Here is a 24,245-nt window from a genome sequence, read left to right on the forward strand (position 1 = left end):
GTTTACTTGCGGCTGGAAATGATGGAAGTACCCGTCATTTCTTCCGGCTTGGCAATTTGCAGCAGGTCGAGGATCGTTGGAGCGATATCGCCCAGGATTCCGCCTTCACGCAGGATTACATTTTTGTCGGTTACGATAAATGGAACCGGATTGGTGGTATGGGAAGTCTGAGGACGTCCATTCTCATCAATTTCGGTCTCGGCATTACCATGGTCAGCTGTAATCAGCGCCACGCCGCCTTTTGCCAGAATCGCTTCCACGACACGGCCTACACATTCATCGGTTGTCTCGACCGCTTTGATCGTCGGCTCCAGCTTACCGGAGTGACCAACCATATCCGGGTTGGCAAAGTTCAGGATGATCGCATCCTGTCTTTCCGCTTCGATCTCGGCGATACAAGCATCTGCCACTTCACGCGCGCTCATCTCCGGCTGCAGGTCATAAGTGGCGACTTTAGGAGAGTTAATCAGAATGCGAGTCTCGCCTTCCAGTTCCACATCACGTCCGCCGCTGAAGAAGAAAGTAACGTGCGGGTATTTCTCGGTCTCGGCAATACGCAGCTGTTTCTTGCCATTTTGTACAAGTACTTCACCCAGTGTGTTATCGAGACTCTTCGGTCCGTAAGCTACATGTCCGTGAACTGTGCTGCTGTATGTGGTGAGACATACATAATACAGATTCTTCGGATAATTGCCACGGTCGAAGCCTGCGAATTCAGGCTGTGTGAACGCCTGGGACAGCTGGATCGCACGGTCAGGACGGAAGTTCAGGAAGATTACGGAATCTCCATCGCCTACAGTTCCTACCGGTTGTCCGTCTGCATCGACGATCACGGAAGGTTCTACGAACTCGTCGTATACTTCCTGAGCATATGAAGAAGTTACTACAGTCAGTGGATCTTTGAACTGAGGACCTTCACCGTAAGCAATCGCACGGAAAGCTTTTTCTACACGTTCCCACCGTTTGTCACGGTCCATCGCATAGTAACGTCCCTGTACGCTGGCAATTTTACCGATGCCTACGCTGCTGATTTTCTCAGTCAGCTGTTCCATGTACTTTTTACCGCTGTCCGGCGATACATCACGTCCGTCCAGGAACACATGGATCAGTACATCTTCAAATTTTTCTGCTTTTGCCATGTCGAGTGTAGCGAACAGATGGTCAATATGACTGTGTACGCCACCATCGGACAGCAATGTAAATACATGAAGTTTTTTACCGCCGGATTTCGCATTCTCAAATGCGCCCTTCAGCACTTCGTTTTGGAAGAACTCTCCGTCACGGATCGACTTGGAGATGCGGGTCAAATCCTGATATACGATGCGGCCTGCACCGATGTTCAGGTGACCTACTTCCGAGTTCCCCATCTGCCCTTCCGGCAGACCTACCGCTTCACCGCAAGCAGTGAGGGTAGTGTGAGGATATTCAGTCATGTAACGGTCGTAATTCGGTTTCTTCGCCTGGGCAACACCGTTGCCCTCCATTTCTGCGCGCAGACCGAATCCGTCCATAATAATCAGAGCTACCGGTTTTGGTGCTGACATTTACTTCGCCCCCTCAACCAGCTGAATGTAAGACTCAGGCTGAAGACTGGCACCGCCGACGAGTGCACCGTCGATGTCGCTTTGTCCCATGTACTCCTTCACGTTCTCAGGCTTCACGCTGCCGCCGTATTGAATACGAACTGCGTTTGCCACTTCTTCGTTGTACAGGTCTTTCACTACGCCGCGGATGTAAGAGATAACTTCATTCGCATCAGCAGAAGTGGAAGATTTGCCTGTTCCGATCGCCCAGATTGGCTCGTAAGCGATAACGGTTGCTTTAGCTTGGTCTGCGCTCAGACCGGCAAAAGCACCTTCGGTTTGTACTTTACATACGTCTTTGGTTTGATCCGCTTCGCGTTCTTCGAGCTTCTCGCCCACACACACGATAGGAGTCAGACCATGACGGAATGCTGCCTGTACTTTTTTGTTGACGATTTCGTCAGTCTCTGCAAAGTACTGGCGACGCTCGGAGTGACCGATGATTACATAGTCCACGCCCAGGTCTTTCAGCATCACGCCGCTGATTTCACCAGTGTATGCGCCGTTGTCTTCGAAATGAAGGTTTTGTGCGCCGATTTTGATGGAAGTGCCTTTTACAGCTTCAACCAGTGCAGGCAGGTTGGTGAATGGTGCGCAGATTACGCTCTCTACGCCTTCTACCTCTGCTTTGCCTTTGATGTCTTCGATGAATGCTTTGGCTTCCGGAACGGTTTTGAACATTTTCCAGTTGCCGGCAATGATTGGTGTTCTCACTGCTGGATCACTCCTTCTATTCCATACTTGCGGGCCCTGATTGCAGCCTGCATACTGCCTCTATTGTAAACTTATTTATCGTTGAGTGCCACAACGCCCGGAAGCTCTTTACCTTCCATGAATTCCAGGGAAGCGCCGCCGCCTGTGGAAATATGGTTCATTTTATCAGCCAGGTGGAACTTCTCAGCTGCTGCTGCGGAGTCACCGCCACCGATTACAGTGTAAGCGTCTGTTGTTGCACAAGCTTCAGCGACTGCACGTGTACCATGGGAGAATGGTTCGATTTCGAATACGCCCATTGGTCCGTTCCATACAACCAGCTTGGAGTTTTTGATTACATCTGCATAGATTTCACGGGTTTTCGGTCCGATGTCGATACCTTCCCAGTCTGCAGGAATGTTACCAATTTCAACAATTTGCGTGTTTGCATCTGCGCTGAAATCATCGGAGATTACGATATCTACCGGCAGGTAGAAGTTTTTGCCCAGGTTTTTCGCTTTTTCGATAAAGCCCAGTGCTACATCCAGTTTGCTTTCATCCAGCAGAGATTGGCCAACTTCATAGCCCTGTGCTTTCATGAAAGTATAGGACAGACCGCCACCGATGATTACGTTGTCTGCCAGGTTCAGCAGGTTGTCGATCACATCGATTTTGTCTTTAACTTTGGAACCGCCGATAATCGCTGTGAAAGGACGCTCCGGATTGTTCAGGGCTTTGCCCAGTACATCCAGTTCTTTCTCCATCAGCAGACCGGATACAGCCGGCAGGTGGTGAGCGATACCTTCTGTGGAAGCATGAGCACGGTGAGCCGCGCCGAATGCATCATTTACGAACAGGTCAGCCAGTTCAGCAAATGATTTGGCCAGTTCAGCATCGTTTTTCTCTTCGCCTGGGTAGAAACGTACGTTTTCAAGTACCAGTACGTCGCCTTCCTTCATGTCAGCGATTTTAGCTTTTACCGCATCGCCGATTGCTTCGTCAGCTTTGGCTACCGGTTTGCCCAGCAGTTCGGACAGACGCTCAGCCGGAGCTGTCAGACGCATGGATTCAACCACTTCGCCTTTTGGACGGCCAAGGTGGCTCGCCAGCAGGATTTTAGCGCCTTTTTCGATCAGGTAGTTGATCGTTGGCAGTGTCTCGCGGATACGCTTGTCATCCGTAATTTTGCCATCTTCCATTGGTACGTTGAAATCGACACGTACAAATACCACTTTGCCAGCTACTTCTACATCACGTACACTTTTTTTGTTCATTCGTCGTTCCTCCATGTCCGTATTTTGAACAGATTGCCGGGGTCTGCACAGCGGTCGGAATAACCGATTGACATGATTTTCCCGGGATCATCCCGATCGTCTTCGTTAGCTGCTGCAGCCCTATGCAATCTATCAATAGTAAAATCAGGAACAGCTTATCGCCAACATCCATCGTAATCCACCAGATGTTGACTTAGAAAAAGCGGAAACAAATGAGATCTGTTTCCGCTTTATGGAATTAATATTTATTCCAGCTGCTGTTTCGTATTAGGCTTTGTTTGCAAAGTACTCCAAAGTACGAACCAGTTGAGCTGTGTAGGACATTTCGTTGTCGTACCAAGCTACAGTTTTAACCAGCTGCTTGTCGCCAACTGTCAGAACGCGAGTTTGAGTCGCATCGAACAGGGAACCGAAAGTCATACCTTTGATGTCGGAAGATACGATTTCATCTTCAGTGTAGCCATAAGTTTCCGGATCGGAAGCTTCTTTCATAGCTGCGTTGATTTCTTCAACAGTTACGGATTTCTCCAGAACTGTTACCAGCTCAGTCAGGGAACCAGTAGCTACAGGCACACGTTGTGCTCCGCCATCCAGTTTACCTTTCAGTTCTGGGATAACCAGACCGATTGCTTTAGCAGCACCGGTAGTGTTAGGAATGATGTTTTCAGCCGCTGCACGAGCACGACGGAAGTCACCTTTGGAGTGTGGAGCATCCAGAGTGTTCTGGTCGCCAGTGTAAGCGTGGATTGTAGTCATCAGACCTTCAACAACGCCGAATTTGTCTTGCAGCGTTTTTGCCATAGGTGCCAGGCAGTTTGTTGTGCAAGATGCGCCGGAGATAACTGTTTCAGTACCATCCAGGATTTCGTGGTTTACGTTGTAAACGATTGTTTTCATGTCGCCAGTTGCCGGAGCGGAGATAACAACGCGCTTAGCGCCTGCTTTCAGGTGAAGCTCAGCTTTTTCTTTGGTAGTGAAGAAGCCTGTGCACTCCAGTACGATGTCTACGCCAAGCTCGCCCCAAGGCAGTTCTTCAGGGTTGCGGTTAGCCAGAACTTTAACTTCTTTGCCGTTTACTTTGAAGAAACCATCATGTACTTCAACGTCTCCGTTGAATTTACCTTGAGTAGTGTCATATTTCAAAAGATGCGCCAGCATTTTAGCGTCAGTCAAATCGTTGATTGCTACTACTTCGATACCTGCTACATCTTGAATACGACGGAAAGCAAGACGTCCGATACGTCCAAAACCGTTAATACCAACTTTAACCATGAGTTAATTCCTCCTAGAGATAAGTTTATGATTTATTCAATCAAGACATGACCCTCTCGAGCCTGTCAAGACAACGATAATAAGATGAAGCTTGTCTGCCTGCTGCCGGATAAGGCAGTGCATGTCATGACACAGTCACAAGCATAGCACTGATTCGTATCAGGAAACCACTATAGCTCCTTAACGATCTCTCTGGCAGCGGCTTCGTCAATGACCAGAATATCTTCCTGGCCGAATTTAAGTACAGCATGGATAGATTTTGCTTTGCTGCGTCCGCCTGCTATTCCAATGACGACCTCGGCGTTGGCGATATCCTCCAGCTGAAGTCCGAGTGTCAGCATATGATGCACGGTCTGACCATCTTCATTGAAATAATGACCAAATGATTCGGCCACGGCTCCAGCGCTGCGGATCTCCTCTACCGTCTGTGAATCGAGTCTCCGTCGCCGCACCATTTCCATCGCATCACCGATGCCATGGATGATGATTCTCGCCCGCCGGATAAAATCGACAATCTCACGGACATTCTGATCCTGATACAGCAGCTCGTAAGCATCTCTGCGCAGCAGATCAGGCACATGCAGCAGCCGGTACTGCGCGCCTACACGCTTAGCCATAGTAGAAACGATGGAGTTAGCCTGGTACTCCATGTTCTCGCCCAGTCCGCCTCTTGCCGGTACGAACCAGGCATCCTTTAGAGGTGCCGGAAAGGTGGGGCTAAGCTGCTCTGCCACTTCGGCAAGCGTAAAGCCGCCGGTTACAGCCACAATATCATTTTCACGAATCACACTGAGCAGGGCTTTGGCGCCAGCTCGGCCAAGGTTCTGCTTGGTACTGGCTGATGTGTCACTGTCTCCAGGTACAATAACAACCTGTCTTAGTCCATACACATCACGGATGCGATCTTCCAATACGGACAATCCGAGCAACTCTTCCATAATCGGTTCAAGTTGCTCAAGCAGCTCTCTGCCTGCTTCACTGATTCTCATCCCTGTACTCTCGATCTCGAGTAATCCCAGAGTTTTGAGCAGGTCGGTCTCAGCTCGCAGTACCCGTTCTGTCATATTGAGGGAAGTAGCGAGCGATCTTCGCCCCACCAACCCCGTCAACATAACCTGATGTAGGATGGTGTATCTCTTTTTCAGTACCTCAGTAAGATCGGGCAGAAGCTGCTCTTGTATTTCAAGTAATTTTCGCATGCTTTCCACTCCTGCAACTTGTCTCGCTCAGTGTAATTGGAATTTTAATGAATCAGGCTAAGTATAATGGACTCAAAATGTCCCGGCATAACTTTTTAAGTCCCACGTCTATATTAACCAATTTTCGCTTTGGAAGCAAGTCTTTATGACAACTAATTATGGAAGGTCGGCTTAATAAATATTATGAAAGCGCTGCTTGCTTTTTAGGTTTATTTCATCTATACTAATTCTTGCTGTTGCTTATCTGCGCCCGTGGTCCAATGGATATGACGTAGGCCTCCGAAGCCTGAGATCCAAGTTCGATTCTTGGCGGGCGCGCCATTTAACTTCCTTTGCAGCAGACACTCAGAGTTCCATCGTAATCTATATATATTATCGTATGATTAATTACATAATTTTTCCGAGTAATAGAACGTATAACCAGCCTAGGCTGGTTATTTTTGTATCTGCATATTGTTTTGATGTGCAAGTGGGACATTTATTGTCCTGGATTGACAGCTAACAGCCCCCTTCATCATTAACCCATTTTTTAGCATTTCAGGCATTTTTACAGCTAATAGTTTGACCAATTTTGACTTTTGGTTTGAACTATCCTATAATGTGGTAAGAACAAATGAATTAATCATGTTGTTTGAAGTAATGATCCACTATATAATCACACTTATTATGATTGTAATCTAAGGAGGGTTTCTAGTGAGTTATATCCCAATGGTCGTTGAACAGAGCAGCCGTGGTGAACGTGCTTATGACATTTACTCCCGTCTGCTGAAAGACCGCATCATTTTCCTCGGTTCCGAAGTCAATGATATGGTAGCTAACGCAATTATTGCACAGATGCTGTTCCTGGAAGCTGAAGACCCGGAGAAAGACATCCACCTCTACATTAACAGCCCAGGCGGTTCCATTACTGCAGGCATGGCTATTTACGATACAATGCAATTTATCAAAGCCGATGTATCTACAATCTGTGTAGGTATGGCTGCAAGTATGGGTGCATTCCTGCTGAACGCCGGTGCCAAAGGCAAACGTTTTGCACTGCCAAACAGCGAAGTGATGATTCACCAGCCGCTGGGTGGTGCTCAAGGTCAGGCAACGGATATCGAGATCCGTGCACGTCGCATCCTCAAAATGCGCGACAAGCTGAACAAAATTCTGGCTGAACGTACAGGCCAGCCGCTGGAACGTATCGAAAAAGATACCGACCGTGACTATTTCATGACTGCAGCCGACGCTCAGGAATACGGGCTGATCGACAAAGTTATTGAAAAAACACCTCCACAAGGAATCTAAGCCGACTGAACGCCAGCATAGCAGCAAGCCTCCGGATATCCGTCCGGAGGCTTTTTTTTCTTAAGTAAAGCTCTGCCAGTTAAGGTATGACAAATAGATCTATCAACATGACAAAGAACCTGTTCCTTTTTTTGCGATGAGGAACAGGTTCTTTAAATTATATTTGCATGTCAGAGCTGGTCTGTCTGATGGACGATCAGGATTGGTAGGCAGACAACGGGTTAGTGCCTGATTTCAGCAGCTGACTAAATGTGAATTCCACTTCCGGATTACCTGCTGCACCTGGGGCGATATCATACTTTTGGAAGAAGATCGTGACACCGCTATCAGTCAGATAGTAGTTGTCCAGATATTTACTGGAGCTTTTGCTCAGATCGTTGAACTGCTCCAGGGAAAGTCCTTCGGTATTCGCATTTTTCTTGATATGAGCCTGGATCAGTTTTTTGATGTCCTGACTGTAATTCTTGTTGGACTTGAGCAGATCATCCAGTTTGATCGCTTTACCGTCTTTGAGCGAGAAGGTCATGCTGGTCAGTATGTTGTCTCCATGTGCTCCGCCAAGATATTGATAATCGGTCAGCAGGAAGCTGATTACGCCGTTGCGGTTGTAAGTGACTTTGTACCCGCCATCAATCTCATAAATCATATCCTTGTTAGTCGGCGCACCTGCTTCTTTGACCTGTTTTTCCATGGTGGTCAGGAATGTATCATAGTGAGCTTTGAGCGCTTTGTTGATTGCTGTCTGAGCCGCTTTGTTCTCCACTCCGGATACTACCGGGTAGACAATATTTACATTGGTATATTTATTCTGAATGGAAGAAACCAGCTTGGTTCCGGTCACTTCCACATCATTCATGCCTGCTGCAGTTACATTGACGGTGCGTGTGGCATTGTTCCACAGGGCACGATAGCCAAATGGCTCTGTAACAGCCTTGATCGCTACATAGGTGGTTCCTTTGATCACACTGGCATCATAGCTGTCACCCACTGCACTGCCATTCAGGCGTACAAATACGCCGTTTTGATCGTTCAGGTCATAGCTGACCTTGTTTTTGCCTTTGGTAATGGTTGCTGTATGTGCTTTGGAATCATAGGTAATCGTTGCACCTACCGTTTTTGCTATGTCTTTGAGCGGGAGCAGTGTGCTGCCCGATTTGCTCAGCATACCTTTGGCGGAGATGGCTTTGCCTTCTACCTGTACATTAATGACGGACTTGGCTGATGAGGAAGTGCTGGCTGCGTACGCAGATGATTGTGTGAACGGCAGCGTGGCTGCTGTTCCTGCAGCCGTAAGGCTCGTCGCCAATACGATCGCTGATAGTTTTTTGAGATAGGTTGTGTTTTTCATGTTCTGGTGCTTGTCCATAATTAATCTCTCCTTCAAATAGGTCGATTGCAACAAAGTTTAGTATACCGATAACCGGGTCATTTGAATTTACAAACAACTTAACAAGGATTTACAACATAGTCATGCGCTGTGAATCAAAAGTAATAAAAGTGTAAACAAACTTCCCTGCCGGAAGAATGCAGGTGTCCGGCAGAAAAGTTTCTATTTTCGGCATATCGCCGGTTTAATAAACTTCCGTTATACTGAAACGATGGGAGGATTAGTCCGTATAATAGTTACAATACTGACGATTTTACCCTTTCGCATCCACAGCTTATTTCATAGCATATTGAACGTTAAGACTAATATTCAATTCCACTGTCCCCGGTTCAATCTTAGTCTGTTTGTCAGAACGCGCAGATTCCGTTGCACCACTCTGGGCCATATATACCGGTGGAGCTTCAACACCCGCTTCACTTACGGATACCAGATCTCCCAATGTACGATTTGCCGCTTTAGCGATTGATCCTGCTTTGGCTGCAGCATCTTCCATCGCTTTTTGAATCACCTGGTCTTCATAGGTTTTGGGATTCTCCACATCGAAGCTTACCGAACCTACATTGTTTGCACCGGCTGCTGAAGCTTCATCCAGCAATGCGCCGAGCTTATCCATATTGCGGTAGGTTACCTGCAGCGTATGATATGCCGTATAGCCTGTAACTTTTTGCTGATCTTTCTCGTTATAACTGTAGTTCGGCTGTACATAGAATTGAACGCTCTCTATATCCTTGGCTGCTATGGACCATTTGTTTTTCAGCAAATTGTTCAATTTGCTCATCTTCTGGGCATTGGCGGCCTGTGCCTTGGCTGCTGTAGCAGCTGTCGTCTGCACACCGATCGAGAGGTAAGCGACATCCGGTTTGACGGATAACTTGCCGTTACCGCTGACGTTAATTGTACCTGCCATCGTTGTTATGGAGGTTGTCTCTGCCGCATAAGCGGTAGAGGTACCCGGCAGGCTGACTCCCATGCCTATACTTGTAAATACGGCTCCGGCTAACAGCAAGGAAGCCATGTAGTGATTTTTTTTCATAATATTCACCCTTTCTTGTTCATACTTAGTAAACGGATGTTTTGAAGCGAATGTTGCATTGGGTAAATAGTAGAGAGGAGCTTGGTGGCTAAAATGACCAGCAATTGACCCGGCGAGAGTCTTCGGGCAGCTCGCGAGCGTTTTCTTTATGTATATTGCTATTCCAGCTGGCAAAGGAGTTGAAATTTATACAGCTTCATCGTGACAAGTTATGTTATTTTACTTATAATCTCATATAATCCCATCCTCGAGATTCCGCATAATGATAGGGATTACAGGAGACAGGGATTACTAGAAAGAGGGGAGAGTCACCATGTTCAAAAACAAGTTTCTGCGGAATTCCATTATGCTGCTGGCAGGTATTCTGGTGCTGAGCGCCCTGAGTCAACCTGTTACTGCATCTGCTGCTGCACCGCCGCGCCAGGTAAAGCTTGAATGGAATGGTACACGCCTTCCGGAGAACGGACTGTTGATTAATGGCAATACAATGATTCCGGTGGTACTCCTGCGTGATTCACTTGGAGTCACCCTGCGGTACGAACCCGCCGTTAAAACATATACACTGCTGCAGAATGATGACCAGTTGGATATGATTATGACCGCTTCCGGCGTTACTATGCGGCTGAACAATCATCGATGGAATGGACCGAGCGCAAAGGTAGTCAACGGACGGATGTATATTCCGTTTACGGTACTGCGTGATGGATTCGGCTATCAAAGTTCATGGAATGCGGTACAACTCAAACTGAACTTTGCCAAAAAAGGAGCCTTTTTCGAATAGGTCTCCCGGGCTGCTGCACTATCCTGATTGCCGACTTGGCTTAACCGGACATACCAAAAAACCGTCACAATAATCTGTGACGGCCGACCTCTCATCTGTGGATGGGGGGTTTTTTATTGGTTTTCCAGTTCTTCTTTGCTAACCAGTCCTACTAAAGCGTTTACAGCCGATTCTGCGTCCGCACCCTCTGCGCTGATGTATACTTCAGTACCCGAACTGATGGCCAGACTCATAATGCCCATAATGCTTTTTGCATTTACTTTTTTATCGTCTTTTTCCACGAAAATTTCCGCGGAGTATTTATTCGCTTCCTGTACAAACAATGCTGCAGGTCGTGCGTGCAATCCCGTTTTCAGACGAACCACTACCGGGTGTTTTATCATGTGATTATTACCCCCTATAATACATATTCATTACAATTTATTAGTTTACTACACTGAAACCCATTTTATGAACACTATATTCATCATACTACATTATTATAACATGCGCTTTAGCAGAAAAAAATAAAGCTTACCTGGTCGGTATAATATTTTAGACCAGGTGCTCATTACGTACACGGTCAGCCAGCTCGTCAATTTTGCGAAGCCTGTGATTGACCCCGGATTTGCTGACGCCGCCCTTGAGCATTTCGCCAACTTCCTTGAGGTTCATATCCGGGTGAGCCAGACGAATCTCTGCGACTTCACGCAGCTTGTCCGGCAGCTGTTCCAATCCCAGATGGCGCTGGATCAGACGGATATTATCGATCTGACGCACAGCGGCACCGATCGTTTTGTTGAGATTGGCGGTCTCGCAGTTGACGATCCGGTTCACGGAGTTGCGCATATCCCGCATAATCCGAACGTCCTCAAACTTGAACAGCGCCTGGTGTGCACCGATAATGCTGAGGAACTCGATAATTTTCTCGCCCTCTTTGATATATAAAATAAAGCCTTTTTTACGCTCGATACAGCGCGCATTCAGCTCGAATTCATTCGCCAGATCAACCAGGGCCTGGCACTGCTCCTCATACATCGAAGCAATCTCCAGATGATACGATGATCCTTCCGGATTGTTAACCGACCCTCCAGCCATAAAAGCGCCACGTAGATAAGCCCGTTTACAGCAATTTTTACTGACCATATCCTTGTTGATGCCCGGAGTAAACATAAAACCTTCCGAAACGATTGTCAGCTTGCTCAGAATCGCCTGAACCCCGGCAGGGATACGAACGATATATACGTTATTCTTTTTAAGCCGCATCTTTTTGCGTACAAGCAGCTCCGTATGCACAGCAAAATGCTTTTTAATCAGGGAATAAATCCGTCTTGCGATTGCGGCATTTTCGGTGGAAATATCCAGGATCACCTTTTTATTGGATACCTGTACCGATCCGTTCATCCGGATCAGCGCCGCCAGCTCCGCCAATTCACAGCAGTCGTCGGCTTCAACCATCGTTAGTTCCTTTTTCGTTTGCGCCGCAAATGACAATGGACTCACCCTTTCGCTAAAATATGTTTCTTCACCTGTTCATAAATGTGATGACTCAGCTGATCCGCATCATGACGCAGATAAGTGCCGTACATCACCAGTTTGTCCGCAATAATTTTGTAGCCCAGGCTCTCTACCTTTTCTGCATCCAGCTTGACCGGCTTGGCGCCTTTTTCCGCGTAGCGCTTTTGCACTTTGAGCGGAATCGGTTCGTTATTCACGAGCACATAATCGAACAACCGGTGGCCCACATGCTCATAGATCGCTTCAAGATGGTCACTGACCGTATAATTATCGGTCTCCCCCGGCTGGGTCATTACATTGCAGACAAACAGACGCGGCGCCCGTGAAGTCAGAATCGCATCGACCAGCTTCGGCACGAGCAGATTCGGCAGCAGGCTGGTATAGAGACTGCCCGGACCGATCAGAATGGCATCTGCCTCTTGAATCGCACGTACAGCCTCTGGCAACGGCTCCACGTGGTCCGGTTCAAGAAAAATACGTTTGATTCGTTTACCCGCTTCGGGGATCTTGGATTCACCGGTGACGATCGTGCCATCTTCCATCTCCGCATGCAGGATTACTGCCTGCTCGGCTGCGGGCAGAACAGCACCTCTCACTGCGAATACACGGCTCAGCTCCCGCACTGCCGTAACAAAGTCACCGGAGATGTCTGTCATCGCCGCGAGAATCAGGTTGCCCAGACTGTGACCGGCCAGGCCTTCACCTTTTTGAAACCGGTATTTGAGCATCTCCGACATGAGCGGCTCCACATCCGCCAGTGCTGTCAGCACGTTGCGGATATCTCCGGGCGGCGGCATTTTCAGCTCATCCCTCAGAATTCCGGAACTCCCCCCATCATCCGCTACCGTGACAATGGCAGTGATATCCAGAGGTTTTTCCTTAAGGCCCCTGAGCATAACGGACAGACCGGTGCCGCCGCCCATAACAACGATACGGGGGCGAAGCACCGGCAGGCCCGGTTGTGAAATTGACATATCTTCCACTCCTTAATGCCGATCACGATCAGCATCACGATGACTGACACGAACGGTTTCTGTCTCACTAGCCCCCAGCATACGACCCAGGTATTCGGAGATGGCTACCGAACGGTGCTTGCCGCCGGTACAACCGATGCCGATAATGACCTGGCTCTTGCCTTCATTACGATAGTGGGGAATGAGAAAATGCAGCATATCCAGCAGCTTGGTCAGAAAAGCTTGCGTTTCCGGCCATTTCATCACGTATTCATACACATCACTGTCCTGACCGGTATGCGGTCTCAGATGATCCACATAGTGCGGGTTCGGCAGGAAACGTACATCAAAAATCAGGTCTGCATCAATCGGAATTCCATATTTAAACCCGAACGAGGTGACATTGACAGATAACCGGTTGCTCTCCAGATGCGAGAAACGGGAAATGATCTTTTCCTTGAGCTTTGCCGGCTTGCTGTTGCTTGTATCGATCACCTGCGTAGCCGATGTCTTCAGCTCATCCAGCATTTTGCGTTCCAGCCGGATTCCATCGAGCGGCATGCCGTCCGGTGCCAGCGGATGCCGTCGCCGGCTTTCCTTGTAGCGCTGAACGAGTACGGCATCGCTGGCATCCAGGAACAGAATTTCAGTATGGATCGTATAATGATTTTTCATATAGCTCAGGGACTCTGAAAGGGCAGGGAAAAATTCACGACCGCGCAGGTCGATCACGAGTGCCACTTTGCCGATTTTACCGTTCGACTGCTCAATCAGTTCGGCAAATTTGGGAATTAGAACGGGCGGCAGATTATCCACACAGAAAAAGCCGAGATCCTCCAGGCTCTGTACTGCAATGGTCTTGCCTGCACCGGACATCCCTGTAATGATAACCATGGTGGATGTCGATGAATTTTCAGTATTGCTCATGCATAAGTCCCCTCCCTGTTAGATAGTATTATCCAATCCGGTTACACTGCTGAAGATTAGAGGCATATATGTGCTTATGATACGGCTCAGCGCAGCAGCAGACCTGCCGCACCCACGATACCGGCATCATTGCCCAGCTTGGCAGGAATAATCTCTACGCCCTGCTGCAGCGGCGAAGGCGTACATTCTGCGAACACTTCACGGATCTTGCTGAATAGAATGTCTCCGGCTTTGGAGACACCACCGCCAACAATAAAGCGCTCCGGGTTCAACGTAGTTGCCACGGATGCCATCGATTTGCCCAGATAAAAGGCTGCCCGGTTCACGATCCGGATGCTCACTTCGTCTCCGGCTTTGGCCGCGTCAAAAATGTCTTTGGCCGTGATCTTGTCTCCGATCGTCGACAGACTGGTTACGTCGCCGCGTTCGACCGCTTCCACAGCCATACGGATAATTCCGGTGGCGGAAGATACGGTCTCCAGGCAGCCCATCTTGCCGCAGCCGCACTGGATCGCTTCCAGATCAGGCACAACGGAGATATGTCCAATTTCACCGGCGAGTCCGGAGAATCCCTGATAGATTTTGCCGTTGATAATAATGCCGCCGCCCACACCCGTACCGAGTGTGTAGCAGACGCAATCGGTTACACCTTTGCCGGCACCGCTCCAGGCTTCGCCCAGTGCAGCCACATTGGCGTCATTATCGATTACGATGGTCTTGCCGATACGTTCTTCCAAGATGGCGCGGATCGGTACATTGCGGAAACCAATATTCGGCGCCAGCAGGATCACACCGGCACGCAGATCCGTGAAACCGGCTACACCTGCTCCTACTCCAACCAGCTGGTCCCAGGTATATGGCGACTGCTCTACAATATGCCGTACATATTTCTCGATATTTCCAATAACCGCATCCGTACCCTTTTCCTTCTCGGTAGGGCCTTCATACGTATGAAGCAGTTCACCTTCCTGATTGCAAATACCAACCTTGATTGCAGTACCGCCAAGATCGACGCCGACATAAATTTTCTCAGACATATGACCGATCCACCTTTTCTACTCGAAATTTAATATATATCGATACGCACTTTCTCTGCATCGTCTTATCCGCATCCATTGTAGTGAATTCATTCAGACCGGTGTACATGACTGAGCAGAACCATTACACTCCACTCCCATTGTATCACTTCCACTGCTGCAAAGATTGGACAAAATGCGCTTATACACTAATTTATAGTACGAGAATACACAATTATTCCTGTAAAAAAGAGATATCAACCCGCGCTCGCTCCCCTGGGGAGAAGCCATCTTTTAACGTGAACGTTCGTATCCAACTATAAGCGAACGGACTCATCAGGTCAAGCGGTACCCTCGGGTCTGTTGTCTTGATCCTTCCCGTCAAAAAAGGGAGCCCAAACGGCTCCCTCCGTATTCGGTATCCATTACTTGTCGAGCGCTTCGCTCCAGTCGTGGATCATATGTCCTTCGAGGTATTTCTCACAGTCCATTGCAGCCATACAACCGCTGCCTGCTGCTGTGATCGCCTGACGATAACGTGTATCCTGAACGTCTCCACAGGCGAACACACCCGGTATGTTGGTCTCTGTTGTACCTGGCGTAACCAGAACATATCCGTGTCCATCCAGATGTACATGACCTTTGAGGAAATCGGTGTTTGGCGTATGGCCGATCGCCACGAACACGCCGTCCGCTTCGATCAGTTCTTCCTGACCGGTCTCGTTGTTCAGCACTTTCAGTCCTTTGACACCCATATCGCCTGCTACGACTTCCACCGGCTTGCGGTTCAGTGCCCAGCTGATTTTTGGATTGTCTTTGGCACGATCCTGCATGATTTTGGAAGCACGCAGTTCTTCGCGGCGGTTGACTACGGTAACATTCGTAGCGAACCGTGTCAGGAAGCTCGCTTCCTCCATGGCAGAGTCGCCGCCACCGACCACGACGATCTTTTTGTTGCGGAAAAAGAATCCGTCACAGGTCGCACATGTGCTTACACCGCGTCCTACATTATCCTGCTCACCCGGAATACCCAGGTAGCGAGCCGAAGCACCGGTGGAGATGATGATACTTTCCGCTTCCAGCTCGCCCATGCCTTCAACCTTGACTTTGAATGGACGCTGGGAAAAGTCGACCTGTTCCACCCAGCCGGATTTGAATTCCGCACCAAAGCGCTCGGCCTGCTTGCGCATATTATCCATCAGTTCCGGTCCCATAATTCCTTCGGGAAAGCCTGGAAAGTTCTCGATTTCGGTTGTAGTGGTCAGCTGGCCCCCTGGCTGCAGTCCCTCGATAACGAGCGGCTGCATGTTGGCGCGTGCCAGATAGATTGCTGCGGTAAGGCCCGCAGGTCCTGTTCCAATAATAATTGATTTGTACATACTCCCAAATACCTCCTTGTAATGAATGAACCTCTGTCCATCTCAGCTGTCACTTATGATCCCTGTGTGCTCTCCGCTTGTGCATAGCGTACTTTCTGCTGTACATTGCATACCCTGCCGATCCGGCGAGCATATCTGCTAATAATGGAAACAGACACCTCGTAACGTTGGGCCACTTCATCATATGTGAGTGGGAGACGATGTATTCGGGCTACCAGATACTCCAGCGCCGCTGCCCAGCCTTGCGGATGGTGAAGCTGCGGGAGCTCGGGGTATACCCTTTTAATAAATTCAATCCACAGTGCTTCCACGTCATGATTGAATCCGGAGTCATAACGTTTGTGCGGCTGCGCTGCCACATGGTCCACGATCTGCTGCCAGCGTTCATCCCAGAACGGCAATCCCATCCGGGCCGCTTCGATATCGTCAATCAACTGATCCGGCGATAACGACTGGTTCGCCGCCCACTGGCGCAGCAGTCGTTCTGCCGCTGTCCGCAGCTCTTCAGAAATCAGCGGACGATTCACATATTGCCGCAGTGCCGTATGTACCTCATGATCTCCATTGAGTACATATAATTTTAGCGCATACAGCTGTTCGCTCTCGGTTCCATGGTGAAGAACATGCAAAAATTGCGCTGCATCCGACTCTGGCTTTATAATGACCGGCTGCTCATTTGTATAGAAATACGGCATTTTCTGTACACCATAACGGTAGGAAACGCTCAGTGTTCCCTGACGCAATTCTTGCAGATGAGCCAGATAAAATGCCGGTACTTCCGCACCGGGTTCAAAACGCAAAATACGCTTCCACAGCTGCTCTGCTTCATCATATTTACCCATATAACAGGCTGCTGCCGCTGTATAATGATACAATTCCCCATGATTCATCAAATCATCATGTCGCAGCAGACGCCGGAAGTGATTGTAGGCATACTGATGTTCGCCCAGCATCGCCATGGTCGTTGCCAGCTTGAGCAGATGCTCTTGATGCAGCGGTGTGACCCGGCGCAGCTGTTCCAGCTGCTGCTGAAGCTCGCTGTCTCCGTAGTACTGGCTAAGAATCGCCTGATTGCACAACGCATGCAGATTGCTCGGGTCCTGCTGCAGAACAGCAGTAATCTGCTCGGCTGCCAGTCCCATCATGCCCTGCTGGTAATAGGCGACCGCCAGATTATTGCGGGCTGCGAACAGATCAGGCTGTTCCTGGATCAACTGCTGAAGCAGCTCGCAGGCAGCCTCCGCTTCTCCATTTTCCAGCAGTTCACGCGCCTGTTCCTGAAGGTCCGGCTCCAGCATAACTGCAGCTGCGGTGCCGGCAGGGCGTTTCATTTCATGAAGGATCAGATCCATCATTTCCTCTGCTTCACTCGTAAACTGACCGTTCGGGTCCCGCTCCAGATATGTAAGCAGTTGCTGCTCGGCCTGTTCGAACTGTTCCATATTGGCATAATTGTTAGCCATATAAAAATGACACTCGACCATTGAAGGGTCTACCGTATCCATAATCGTCTGAAGCACCTGATTGGAGGCCTCATACTTACCCATCTCCGATAATATCCCTGCCATATTACAGTGATTGACAGGATTATCCGGCTCGTATTCCACAGCCTTTTCAAAATATTTCAATGCCTTGTCGTAACGATAATGGTCTAATGAGCGGACAGCTCTCTCAAAAAAGAAATTGGCATCCAGCTTAAGCGTGATGACTTTCCGTTCGATCTCTTCGACTTTTCGCTTGTAATCATTCACCGGACCAAGGCACCTCCTTTAATACGTTCCACCCACAAAAATATAATTATCGACGAAAAACATCAGCCAACAGTATAACATATCCTGCTCTTTCGCTAAAGTGACATAATAAACTGTTCTAAATTAGCAGATTGGGTATCAAATCCCTGCATCGCTGAACATGGTGGCAATGGAACCACCTTCCATAATGATACGTACGGCATGAGCCAGCATCGGTGACACGGACAATACGGCCAGCCGGTTCAGGTGCCCTGGCGGCAGACTGATTGAATCCGTTACCACGAGTTCGCGGATATAGGGATGATCCAGACGCTGCATCGCTGCACCGGAAAATAAACCATGCGTTGCGCAAACGATTGCTTCACGGGCACCACGTTCCTTCAGACTTTCGACCACATTGACGATGGTCGTGCCTGTATCGATCAGATCTTCAATAATAATCGGAGTTTTGCCTTCCACATCACCGATCACATGAGTGATGACCGATTCGTTGTGGGCAGGTCTTTTCTTAATCATCATGGCAAATGGGGTATCCAGACGGTTGGCCAGCTTCTCGGCCATATAGGCACGTCCGGCGTCCGGCGAAACGACTACCGCGTCTTCTATCTGTTTACTTCGCAAATAGCCGCTGATCAGATCAAGCGCTGTTAAATGGTCAACCGGTATGTTAAAGAAACCCTGAATCGCCGAGGCATGCAGATCAATCGTAATGATCCGATCCGCACCAACCGTAGTAAGCACATCCGCAACCATTTTGGCAGAGATGGGTTCCCGGGGTGCCGATTTACGCTCCTGACGGGCATATCCATAGTACGGGATAATCAGATTAATCGTTCCCGCCGAAGCTCTTTTGGCCGCATCGATCATTACCATTAACTCCACAAACAGCTCATTGATCGGATGAGACAGGGACTGTACCAGAAATACATCCATATTACGGATGCTCTCCTCATAGTGTACATACGTCTCACCGCTTTTGAACTGGGATAATTTGATTTTACCAAGGGGTACACCCAGACGCTCTGCAATCTGTGCACTCAGTTCGGGACTGGATGATCCTGAGAATATACGCATTTTTTCTTTCATAGGCCCTCCTGTAGATTGCCAGCTGACTTTTATTTTATTTTAGCTTGCTTTGTGCTGATATCAAAGACAATTCTGTATTTCGTTCAGGAATATATATGATGAATAATGTCGGTACAGCACGATTTTGCGAAAAATATGTTGTAATTTTCATAAAATTTCTTGACCAAACTAGTTCGGCGCCGTACAATTGTCTTCATTGAAGACTTTAGAAAGGTGAGTATAATGCCGAATATAGATTCATCAGGCCCCAAGATTACGCTGAAGGAATTGGACCGGCTCAGCGCACTGGCGCCTTTGTTTCCCGAGATCAATGTCGAATGCATGTTGACTTCCCTGCTTCTGATACGTACTTCTCATGATTTATATAATCAATCTTCTTCCCTGCTAATGGAGCGAGGGCTTTCCCAGGGCAAGATGCGTATTCTTACCTCTCTGTTAATCCGCAAAAAACCACTTCTTCCTTCCGAACTGGCCAAGTCTGCCGGTGTGACACGTTCCACAATGACCGGACTGATCAATGGTCTGGAAAAGGATGGACTGATCCGCCGAGGAGCCCATGAAGATCGCCGTATGACAGCCATCCATCTAACAGAGGAAGGCGAAGCTTTATTAATGGCTACATTGCCTGAATATGCACGTGTAGTCACTTCGGTCATGTCTCAATTGACGGAAGAGGAACAGGGAATGTTGCAGCAATTGCTGTACAAACTCCGTAAGGGAATTGAACATCCAGAATCATCCTGACTTTTTTTGCATTAGTTGTTCGGCGCCGTACTATTTGGCGGCTAATAATATATATTTTATCAAATACCCTAAGGTATTTACTCATCGATTTTATTAGATAGGAGAGCATATTAAAGTGAAAATTGTAAAACTTATTCCGATTATTTTATTAATCGTTGCGCTGGGGGTTGGCGGTACGCTGCTCGCCATGCATGGCAAGGATGCCGTATCCATGGCCGCCTCGAAAAAAGAAGGGGTGTTGACGATTGATACCGTGAACGCCTCCTTTGAAGGGCAATCCGGCAAAATCAGTGCTGTCAAGGTTAAGGAAGAACAACAGGTCAAAAAAGGGCAGACGCTGCTCGCTCTGGATACCCGTGATATCGATCTTCAGATCAAAGGTGTAAAAGAACAAATGTCCCAGATCGATGTTCAGATCAGTCAGGCACAAAGCCAACTGACCAGTCAGGCCCACAAGCTGGCTGAACAAAAAGCCAATGCCCAGCTGAATATCGAAGCTGCCAAAGTAGCCGAACAAAAAGTACTGACCGGTGCACGTCCGGAAGATATCCGCAGCCAGGAAATTGCTGTGGATTCCGCCAAGAAATCCGTTGAAGTCGCCAATAACGGCGTCACTTCCGCGCAGACAGCAGTTGAAGCGGCCCAGCAGACACTGGATTATGCCAAAACCAACTATGACCGGGCCAAAATGTTATTTGATAACGGTCTTGGTACACAGGCCAGTTTGGACACCGCACAGAACAGTGTAGACACTGCGACCAAGCAGGTGCAAAGTGCCCAGGATCAACTTAATTCTGCCATGAAGCAGGTTGAGGTAACCAGCAACCAGGTAAGTGCCCAGGAGACTGCCCTGCAGAAACTCCAAAACGGTGCAACCGCTGAAGAACGCCAGCAGGCTCATGTTCAGCTGGAACAGGCCCAACAGGCGCTGAAGCAGGTGGAACAGGGGCAGGAAGATATCGATAACGGCAAGTACAATATCGAACTGCTGAAAAAACAAAAAGATGCGCTGCAGGTAACGCTGGACGGTTATGAAGTTCAGAAGAGCCGCCGCGTACTGACCGCTGCTGCTGATGGTAAAGTTACCCGTGTCGTACCAAAAGTAGGCGAGAACGTATCTGCCGGTACACCGGTTGTCGTAATTGAGACCGGCAAGCTGTACTATGACCTGTATGTAGGTGAAGAAAATATCAAAGCCTTCCAGGCCGGTGCCAAAGTATCGACCAACGTAATCTCTCTCGGCAAAAATATTAAGGGTACCGTACGCTACATCACTTCTGCACCGCAATATGCCACTCTGCGTATGAGCCGTGAAAAAGGTCAGTCTGATACGACTTCCTTTATCGTACGTGTAGATGTGAAACGCACCCCTGACTTGCTGCCGGGAATGACGGTGGAGGTTCCAACCAATGAAAGCCATAATTGATGAGTTCAAACATATACTGAACGGCAAGTTCATTTTCATCATCCTGATTGCGCCGCTGATCATCTCAGCGGCCTTCGGGTATGTATTCAAAAACAACCAGCTGAACGAAGCACCTGTCGCTGTTGTCGATATGGATCACAGTGCCTACAGCCAGCAGCTGATCCAGAAGCTGGATGCCGATCAGTATATTAATATCAGCTACATTACCTATAACTACATGGAGCCGAACAGCTTCCTTTATAATGAAAAATACTTTGGTGTCATTTATCTGCCTGCCGGGCTGGAGAAAGCTCATGCTCAGGGAGCACAGACCAATATCGGACTGTATGTGGATACCTCGCTGTCCACAGCCACCACATATTTGCGTACCGGTGTTACCGAGGTCATCGCTGCCGAGAACTCTGCCGCTGCCGCCAACAAGCTCGTAGGCATGGGTGTCAGCTCTGCACAGGCCAACAACTTCTCGACCGGCCTGAATCTGCAGACGCGCCTGCTGTATAACCCGACCAACAACATGCTGATGAGTTCGGTTATCGGTTTTGTAAATACGGTATTCCTGTCCATTCTCGGTGGTGCGACACTGACTATTGTGCCGCGTCTGCGAGAACAGGGATTGCTCAAGGATATGCTGCGTCGTCCACTGAGTCTGGTGCTGCGTATTCTGCCCTATTCACTCATTGCGACCTGCTCTATGTATCTCGTCATGGGCTGTCTCAAGCAGGTAGGCGGACTGCGGTTTGAAGCTAATGTATATCAGCTGTGGATTCCATTCCTGATGTATGCGATCTCGCTGTCCCTGCTCTGTATGATGGTAGGCTGGAGCGCATCCAGTCCAGCCAAAGCTGCGGGACGGATCACCATGATCCTGCTGCCGTCCTTTATCCTGAGCGGTGCACAGATCCCGGTTGCCCTGCTGCCGCCGATTTTGCAAAATGTCAGCCACGCTCTGCCGCTGTCCTGGCATTTCAAATTCTTGCGCGGACTCGGATTCCGCGGCGGTGACCTGCATTATTTCATGCAGGAGATCGGTGGATTCCTGATTCTGATCACCTCCATTCTCGCCGTGATCTTCCTGCTCATGCTCAATGAAATGCGGAAGATTCGCAAAGCGGAAAAAGAAGGTCTGCTCCATCCGGATGAGATTGATTCCACCGAGACGGTCATTACTTCCGATTCCGATTCGGCGCTTATCCTGCCTCAGGGCGGCAAACAGCCGGGTCCAAGTCACAGTTAAGGTTGGAATACAATCTTCAATATAACAGTGGCTCTTTGCCTGCTGTCGATATTCAAATATATATTCCAAAAGCCCACTGGCCGGTTCAACGGTCAGTGGGCTTTTTCTTTTCTTAATTGAAAGTAAAAGACTGATAATTGGCAACAAAGAACACTGGGCTGTTCAATCGTTCAACGATACCATGGTGCGCTGCCGATTCTCAAATGTGGCAATCTCCTGTACGCCCAGCTCGGTGAGCAGTGCCCTGGCTTCATCCAGATGATCACTCAGCTTCAGCGGATCATGGGCATCCGAGCCGAGAGTCAGCGGGATTCCCAGGAAAATCGCCTGTTCCACGATCCGGCGGGAAGGGAAGATTTCCTTGCATACTTTGGATAGGCCAGAGGAATTCAGCTCCATGACCATATCGGCTTTTTTGACAGCCTGCAGGGCTGCATTTTCCAGAGCGATTCGCTCTTCTGTCTGCTCTGGCTCCGGTACATAACCAAAGCGCTTGATTACATCCAGATGGCCAGTGATATCGTAGAATCCGGTCGCAGCAGCCTTCTGCACGGCATCATAATACTGGCGATATACATCGAGCACCTGCTTGCCTTCCCAGTGATGCGTCTGGCGATGATCCGAGATGTCCCACTCCCCCAGGAAATGCACGGAGCCAATCACATAGTCAAAAGGATAGCTGTCCAGAATCTTGTCGATCACTTCTTCATAGCCTTCGATATAATCGGCTTCCAGTCCTACCCGGATAGCGATCTGATCACGGTATTTCTCCTTGAGCATCAGACATTCTTCCACATAGCGGGGCAGTTCATCCATCGGCATCGCCATTTCCGGATAATAGGTCGCCGGGTCCACATGGATCAGCGGCAGATGATCGGACAATCCCAGCTGAGACAGTCCCAGCTGTATGCCCCGCTGCACATATTCTTCCAGCTCCCCTACGGCATGACCACACCGGGCATGATGAGTATGATAATCAATCAGCATCGCCGCTTCCTCCCTCGCCGTATATTAGTCTTTGCGCGGACGCTCATGACGGCGGTCCAGCTCGGCCAGCACATCATCCAGCGGCAGCTTGCGCTCTTGCAGCAGCACCAGCAGATGATAGATCAGATCGCTTACTTCATAGCGCAGCTCTTCGTTATCGCCGTTTTTGGCTGCGATAATCGTCTCGGCTGTTTCTTCGCCGACTTTTTTCAGAATCTTGTCGATGCCTTTCTCGAACAGATAGGTCGTGTAAGCCCCCTCCGGACGTTCACGCTCGCGATCAGCGATCATCTGCTCCAGCTCGGCCAGAATGGCGAACCGGTCGCTGCCGGATGCCGTATTGTTTTCATTTACAGCATCGTTTTGAAAAGTTGGCTTGTTGTCCACTGTATTCACCTCATTATAAAAGCAGCTTATTCTGCCTGTATGGCAGGCTGGTCCATTTGCATCCACTAACAGCAGCAGCGTATCCCCGTCACAATCATAATGAAGCGACCGGATACGCTGGGTATTGCCTGATGTGCCGCCCTTGTGCCAGTATTCCTGGCGGGATCGGCTCCAAAACCAGGTCTCACCGGAATCCAGTGAGCGGCGCAGTGATTCGTTATTCATGTAGGCCATCATCAGCACCTGTTTGCTGCTGGCATCCTGCACGATCGCAGGGACGAGTCCGTTCTCATCCCATTTGATGGCAGCCGTCAATTCCTCGAACGAAAGCGACTGGTGAATCATC

Annotated in this window: 22 protein-coding genes and 1 tRNA gene; 6 read left to right on the forward strand and 17 right to left on the reverse strand. The window is 48.9% G+C overall.

The annotated features are described in order from the left end of the window. Window positions 1-2 precede the first annotated feature (2 nt). From gpmI to M1D61_RS21210, 5 genes are all read right to left on the reverse strand, one after another. Window positions 3-1,544 (reverse strand): 2,3-bisphosphoglycerate-independent phosphoglycerate mutase, encoded by a 1,542-nt coding sequence (gene gpmI / locus M1D61_RS21190; protein WP_458120511.1) that lies wholly within the window; start codon window positions 1,542-1,544, stop codon window positions 3-5. Next, window positions 1,545-2,297 (reverse strand): triose-phosphate isomerase, encoded by a 753-nt coding sequence (tpiA, locus tag M1D61_RS21195; protein ID WP_046216261.1) that lies wholly within the window; start codon window positions 2,295-2,297, stop codon window positions 1,545-1,547. It lies immediately after the preceding gene. Window positions 2,298-2,368: 71 nt separating this feature from the next. After that, window positions 2,369-3,550, reverse strand: coding sequence for a phosphoglycerate kinase (locus M1D61_RS21200; RefSeq protein ID WP_458120512.1), 1,182 nt, complete (start codon window positions 3,548-3,550; stop codon window positions 2,369-2,371). A 267-nt stretch (window positions 3,551-3,817) separates the two neighbouring features. Next, window positions 3,818-4,822: a type I glyceraldehyde-3-phosphate dehydrogenase gene (gene gap, locus M1D61_RS21205; RefSeq protein ID WP_046216263.1), complete on the reverse strand. Its 1,005-nt coding sequence runs from the start codon at window positions 4,820-4,822 to the stop codon at window positions 3,818-3,820. A gap of 170 nt (window positions 4,823-4,992) precedes the next feature. Then, entirely contained in the window at window positions 4,993-6,021 is a 1,029-nt protein-coding gene (locus tag M1D61_RS21210) for a sugar-binding transcriptional regulator (RefSeq protein ID WP_458120513.1), read from the reverse strand. A gap of 246 nt (window positions 6,022-6,267) precedes the next feature. Here M1D61_RS21210 and M1D61_RS21215 point away from each other — a divergent pair. Together M1D61_RS21215 and clpP are read left to right on the forward strand one after the other, a co-directional pair. Further along, window positions 6,268-6,342, forward strand: a tRNA-Arg gene (locus tag M1D61_RS21215). A gap of 372 nt (window positions 6,343-6,714) precedes the next feature. Next, window positions 6,715-7,311 (forward strand): ATP-dependent Clp endopeptidase proteolytic subunit ClpP, encoded by a 597-nt coding sequence (gene clpP, locus M1D61_RS21220; RefSeq protein WP_046216265.1) that lies wholly within the window; start codon window positions 6,715-6,717, stop codon window positions 7,309-7,311. A gap of 196 nt (window positions 7,312-7,507) precedes the next feature. On the opposite strand, the gene M1D61_RS21225 is transcribed toward clpP, so the two are convergent. Both M1D61_RS21225 and M1D61_RS21230 read right to left on the reverse strand, forming a co-directional pair. Next, a complete protein-coding gene (locus tag M1D61_RS21225; RefSeq protein WP_458120514.1) occupies window positions 7,508-8,677 on the reverse strand; it encodes a PdaC/SigV domain-containing protein in 1,170 nt (389 codons plus the stop codon). 295 nt (window positions 8,678-8,972) lie between these two features. Beyond that, window positions 8,973-9,731 carry an SIMPL domain-containing protein gene (locus M1D61_RS21230; protein WP_458120515.1) on the reverse strand — a complete coding sequence of 253 codons (759 nt, stop codon included), beginning with the start codon at window positions 9,729-9,731 and terminating at the stop codon, window positions 8,973-8,975. Between the two features lie 313 nt (window positions 9,732-10,044). Here M1D61_RS21230 and M1D61_RS21235 point away from each other — a divergent pair, with 313 nt between their 5' ends. Further along, complete coding sequence (locus M1D61_RS21235; RefSeq protein WP_458120516.1) at window positions 10,045-10,512, forward strand: stalk domain-containing protein; 468 nt, start codon at window positions 10,045-10,047, stop codon at window positions 10,510-10,512. 113 nt (window positions 10,513-10,625) lie between these two features. Here M1D61_RS21235 and M1D61_RS21240 read toward each other — a convergent pair whose 3' ends face one another. From M1D61_RS21240 to M1D61_RS21275, 8 genes are all read right to left on the reverse strand, one after another. After that, window positions 10,626-10,895, reverse strand: a complete 270-nt coding sequence (locus M1D61_RS21240) for an HPr family phosphocarrier protein (protein ID WP_017814879.1) — start codon at window positions 10,893-10,895, stop codon at window positions 10,626-10,628. Window positions 10,896-11,046: 151 nt separating this feature from the next. Further along, the gene (gene whiA, locus M1D61_RS21245; protein WP_046216269.1) at window positions 11,047-11,985 is read right to left on the reverse strand and encodes a DNA-binding protein WhiA; all 939 of its coding nucleotides are present in this window, start codon (window positions 11,983-11,985) and stop codon (window positions 11,047-11,049) included. 5 nt (window positions 11,986-11,990) lie between these two features. After that, window positions 11,991-12,983, reverse strand: coding sequence for a gluconeogenesis factor YvcK family protein (locus M1D61_RS21250; protein WP_458120517.1), 993 nt, complete (start codon window positions 12,981-12,983; stop codon window positions 11,991-11,993). Between the two features lie 12 nt (window positions 12,984-12,995). Then, the gene (rapZ, locus tag M1D61_RS21255; RefSeq protein WP_458120518.1) at window positions 12,996-13,889 is read right to left on the reverse strand and encodes an RNase adapter RapZ; all 894 of its coding nucleotides are present in this window, start codon (window positions 13,887-13,889) and stop codon (window positions 12,996-12,998) included. 86 nt (window positions 13,890-13,975) lie between these two features. Further along, window positions 13,976-14,926 (reverse strand): ROK family glucokinase, encoded by a 951-nt coding sequence (locus M1D61_RS21260; protein ID WP_458120519.1) that lies wholly within the window; start codon window positions 14,924-14,926, stop codon window positions 13,976-13,978. 404 nt (window positions 14,927-15,330) lie between these two features. Next, window positions 15,331-16,284 carry a thioredoxin-disulfide reductase gene (gene trxB, locus M1D61_RS21265; RefSeq protein ID WP_458120520.1) on the reverse strand — a complete coding sequence of 318 codons (954 nt, stop codon included), beginning with the start codon at window positions 16,282-16,284 and terminating at the stop codon, window positions 15,331-15,333. Window positions 16,285-16,337: 53 nt separating this feature from the next. Then, window positions 16,338-18,035 carry a tetratricopeptide repeat protein gene (locus M1D61_RS21270; RefSeq protein ID WP_458120521.1) on the reverse strand — a complete coding sequence of 566 codons (1,698 nt, stop codon included), beginning with the start codon at window positions 18,033-18,035 and terminating at the stop codon, window positions 16,338-16,340. Window positions 18,036-18,173: 138 nt separating this feature from the next. Then, complete coding sequence (locus tag M1D61_RS21275; RefSeq protein WP_458120522.1) at window positions 18,174-19,121, reverse strand: ribose-phosphate diphosphokinase; 948 nt, start codon at window positions 19,119-19,121, stop codon at window positions 18,174-18,176. Between the two features lie 222 nt (window positions 19,122-19,343). On the opposite strand from M1D61_RS21275, the gene M1D61_RS21280 reads away from it, so the two are divergent. From M1D61_RS21280 to M1D61_RS21290, 3 genes are all read left to right on the forward strand, one after another. Continuing rightward, window positions 19,344-19,865, forward strand: a complete 522-nt coding sequence (locus tag M1D61_RS21280) for a MarR family winged helix-turn-helix transcriptional regulator (protein WP_458120523.1) — start codon at window positions 19,344-19,346, stop codon at window positions 19,863-19,865. A 115-nt stretch (window positions 19,866-19,980) separates the two neighbouring features. Next, the gene (locus M1D61_RS21285; protein WP_458120524.1) at window positions 19,981-21,291 is read left to right on the forward strand and encodes an HlyD family secretion protein; all 1,311 of its coding nucleotides are present in this window, start codon (window positions 19,981-19,983) and stop codon (window positions 21,289-21,291) included. Then, on the forward strand, window positions 21,275-22,525 hold the full coding sequence (locus tag M1D61_RS21290; RefSeq protein ID WP_458120525.1) for an ABC transporter permease: 1,251 nt from the start codon (window positions 21,275-21,277) through the stop codon (window positions 22,523-22,525). The genes M1D61_RS21285 and M1D61_RS21290 overlap by 17 nt, the downstream gene beginning before the upstream one ends. Before the next feature lie 162 nt (window positions 22,526-22,687). Here the strand turns inward: M1D61_RS21290 and hisJ are convergent, their stop codons facing one another. Together hisJ and hisIE are read right to left on the reverse strand one after the other, a co-directional pair. Further along, window positions 22,688-23,512, reverse strand: a complete 825-nt coding sequence (gene hisJ, locus M1D61_RS21295; protein ID WP_458120526.1) for a histidinol-phosphatase HisJ — start codon at window positions 23,510-23,512, stop codon at window positions 22,688-22,690. Window positions 23,513-23,536: 24 nt separating this feature from the next. Then, entirely contained in the window at window positions 23,537-24,244 is a 708-nt protein-coding gene (hisIE, locus tag M1D61_RS21300; protein WP_046216303.1) for a bifunctional phosphoribosyl-AMP cyclohydrolase/phosphoribosyl-ATP diphosphatase HisIE, read from the reverse strand. Between the last annotated feature and the right edge of the window lies 1 nt (window position 24,245).

This window comes from Paenibacillus sp. Z6-24 (genome assembly GCF_054161335.1).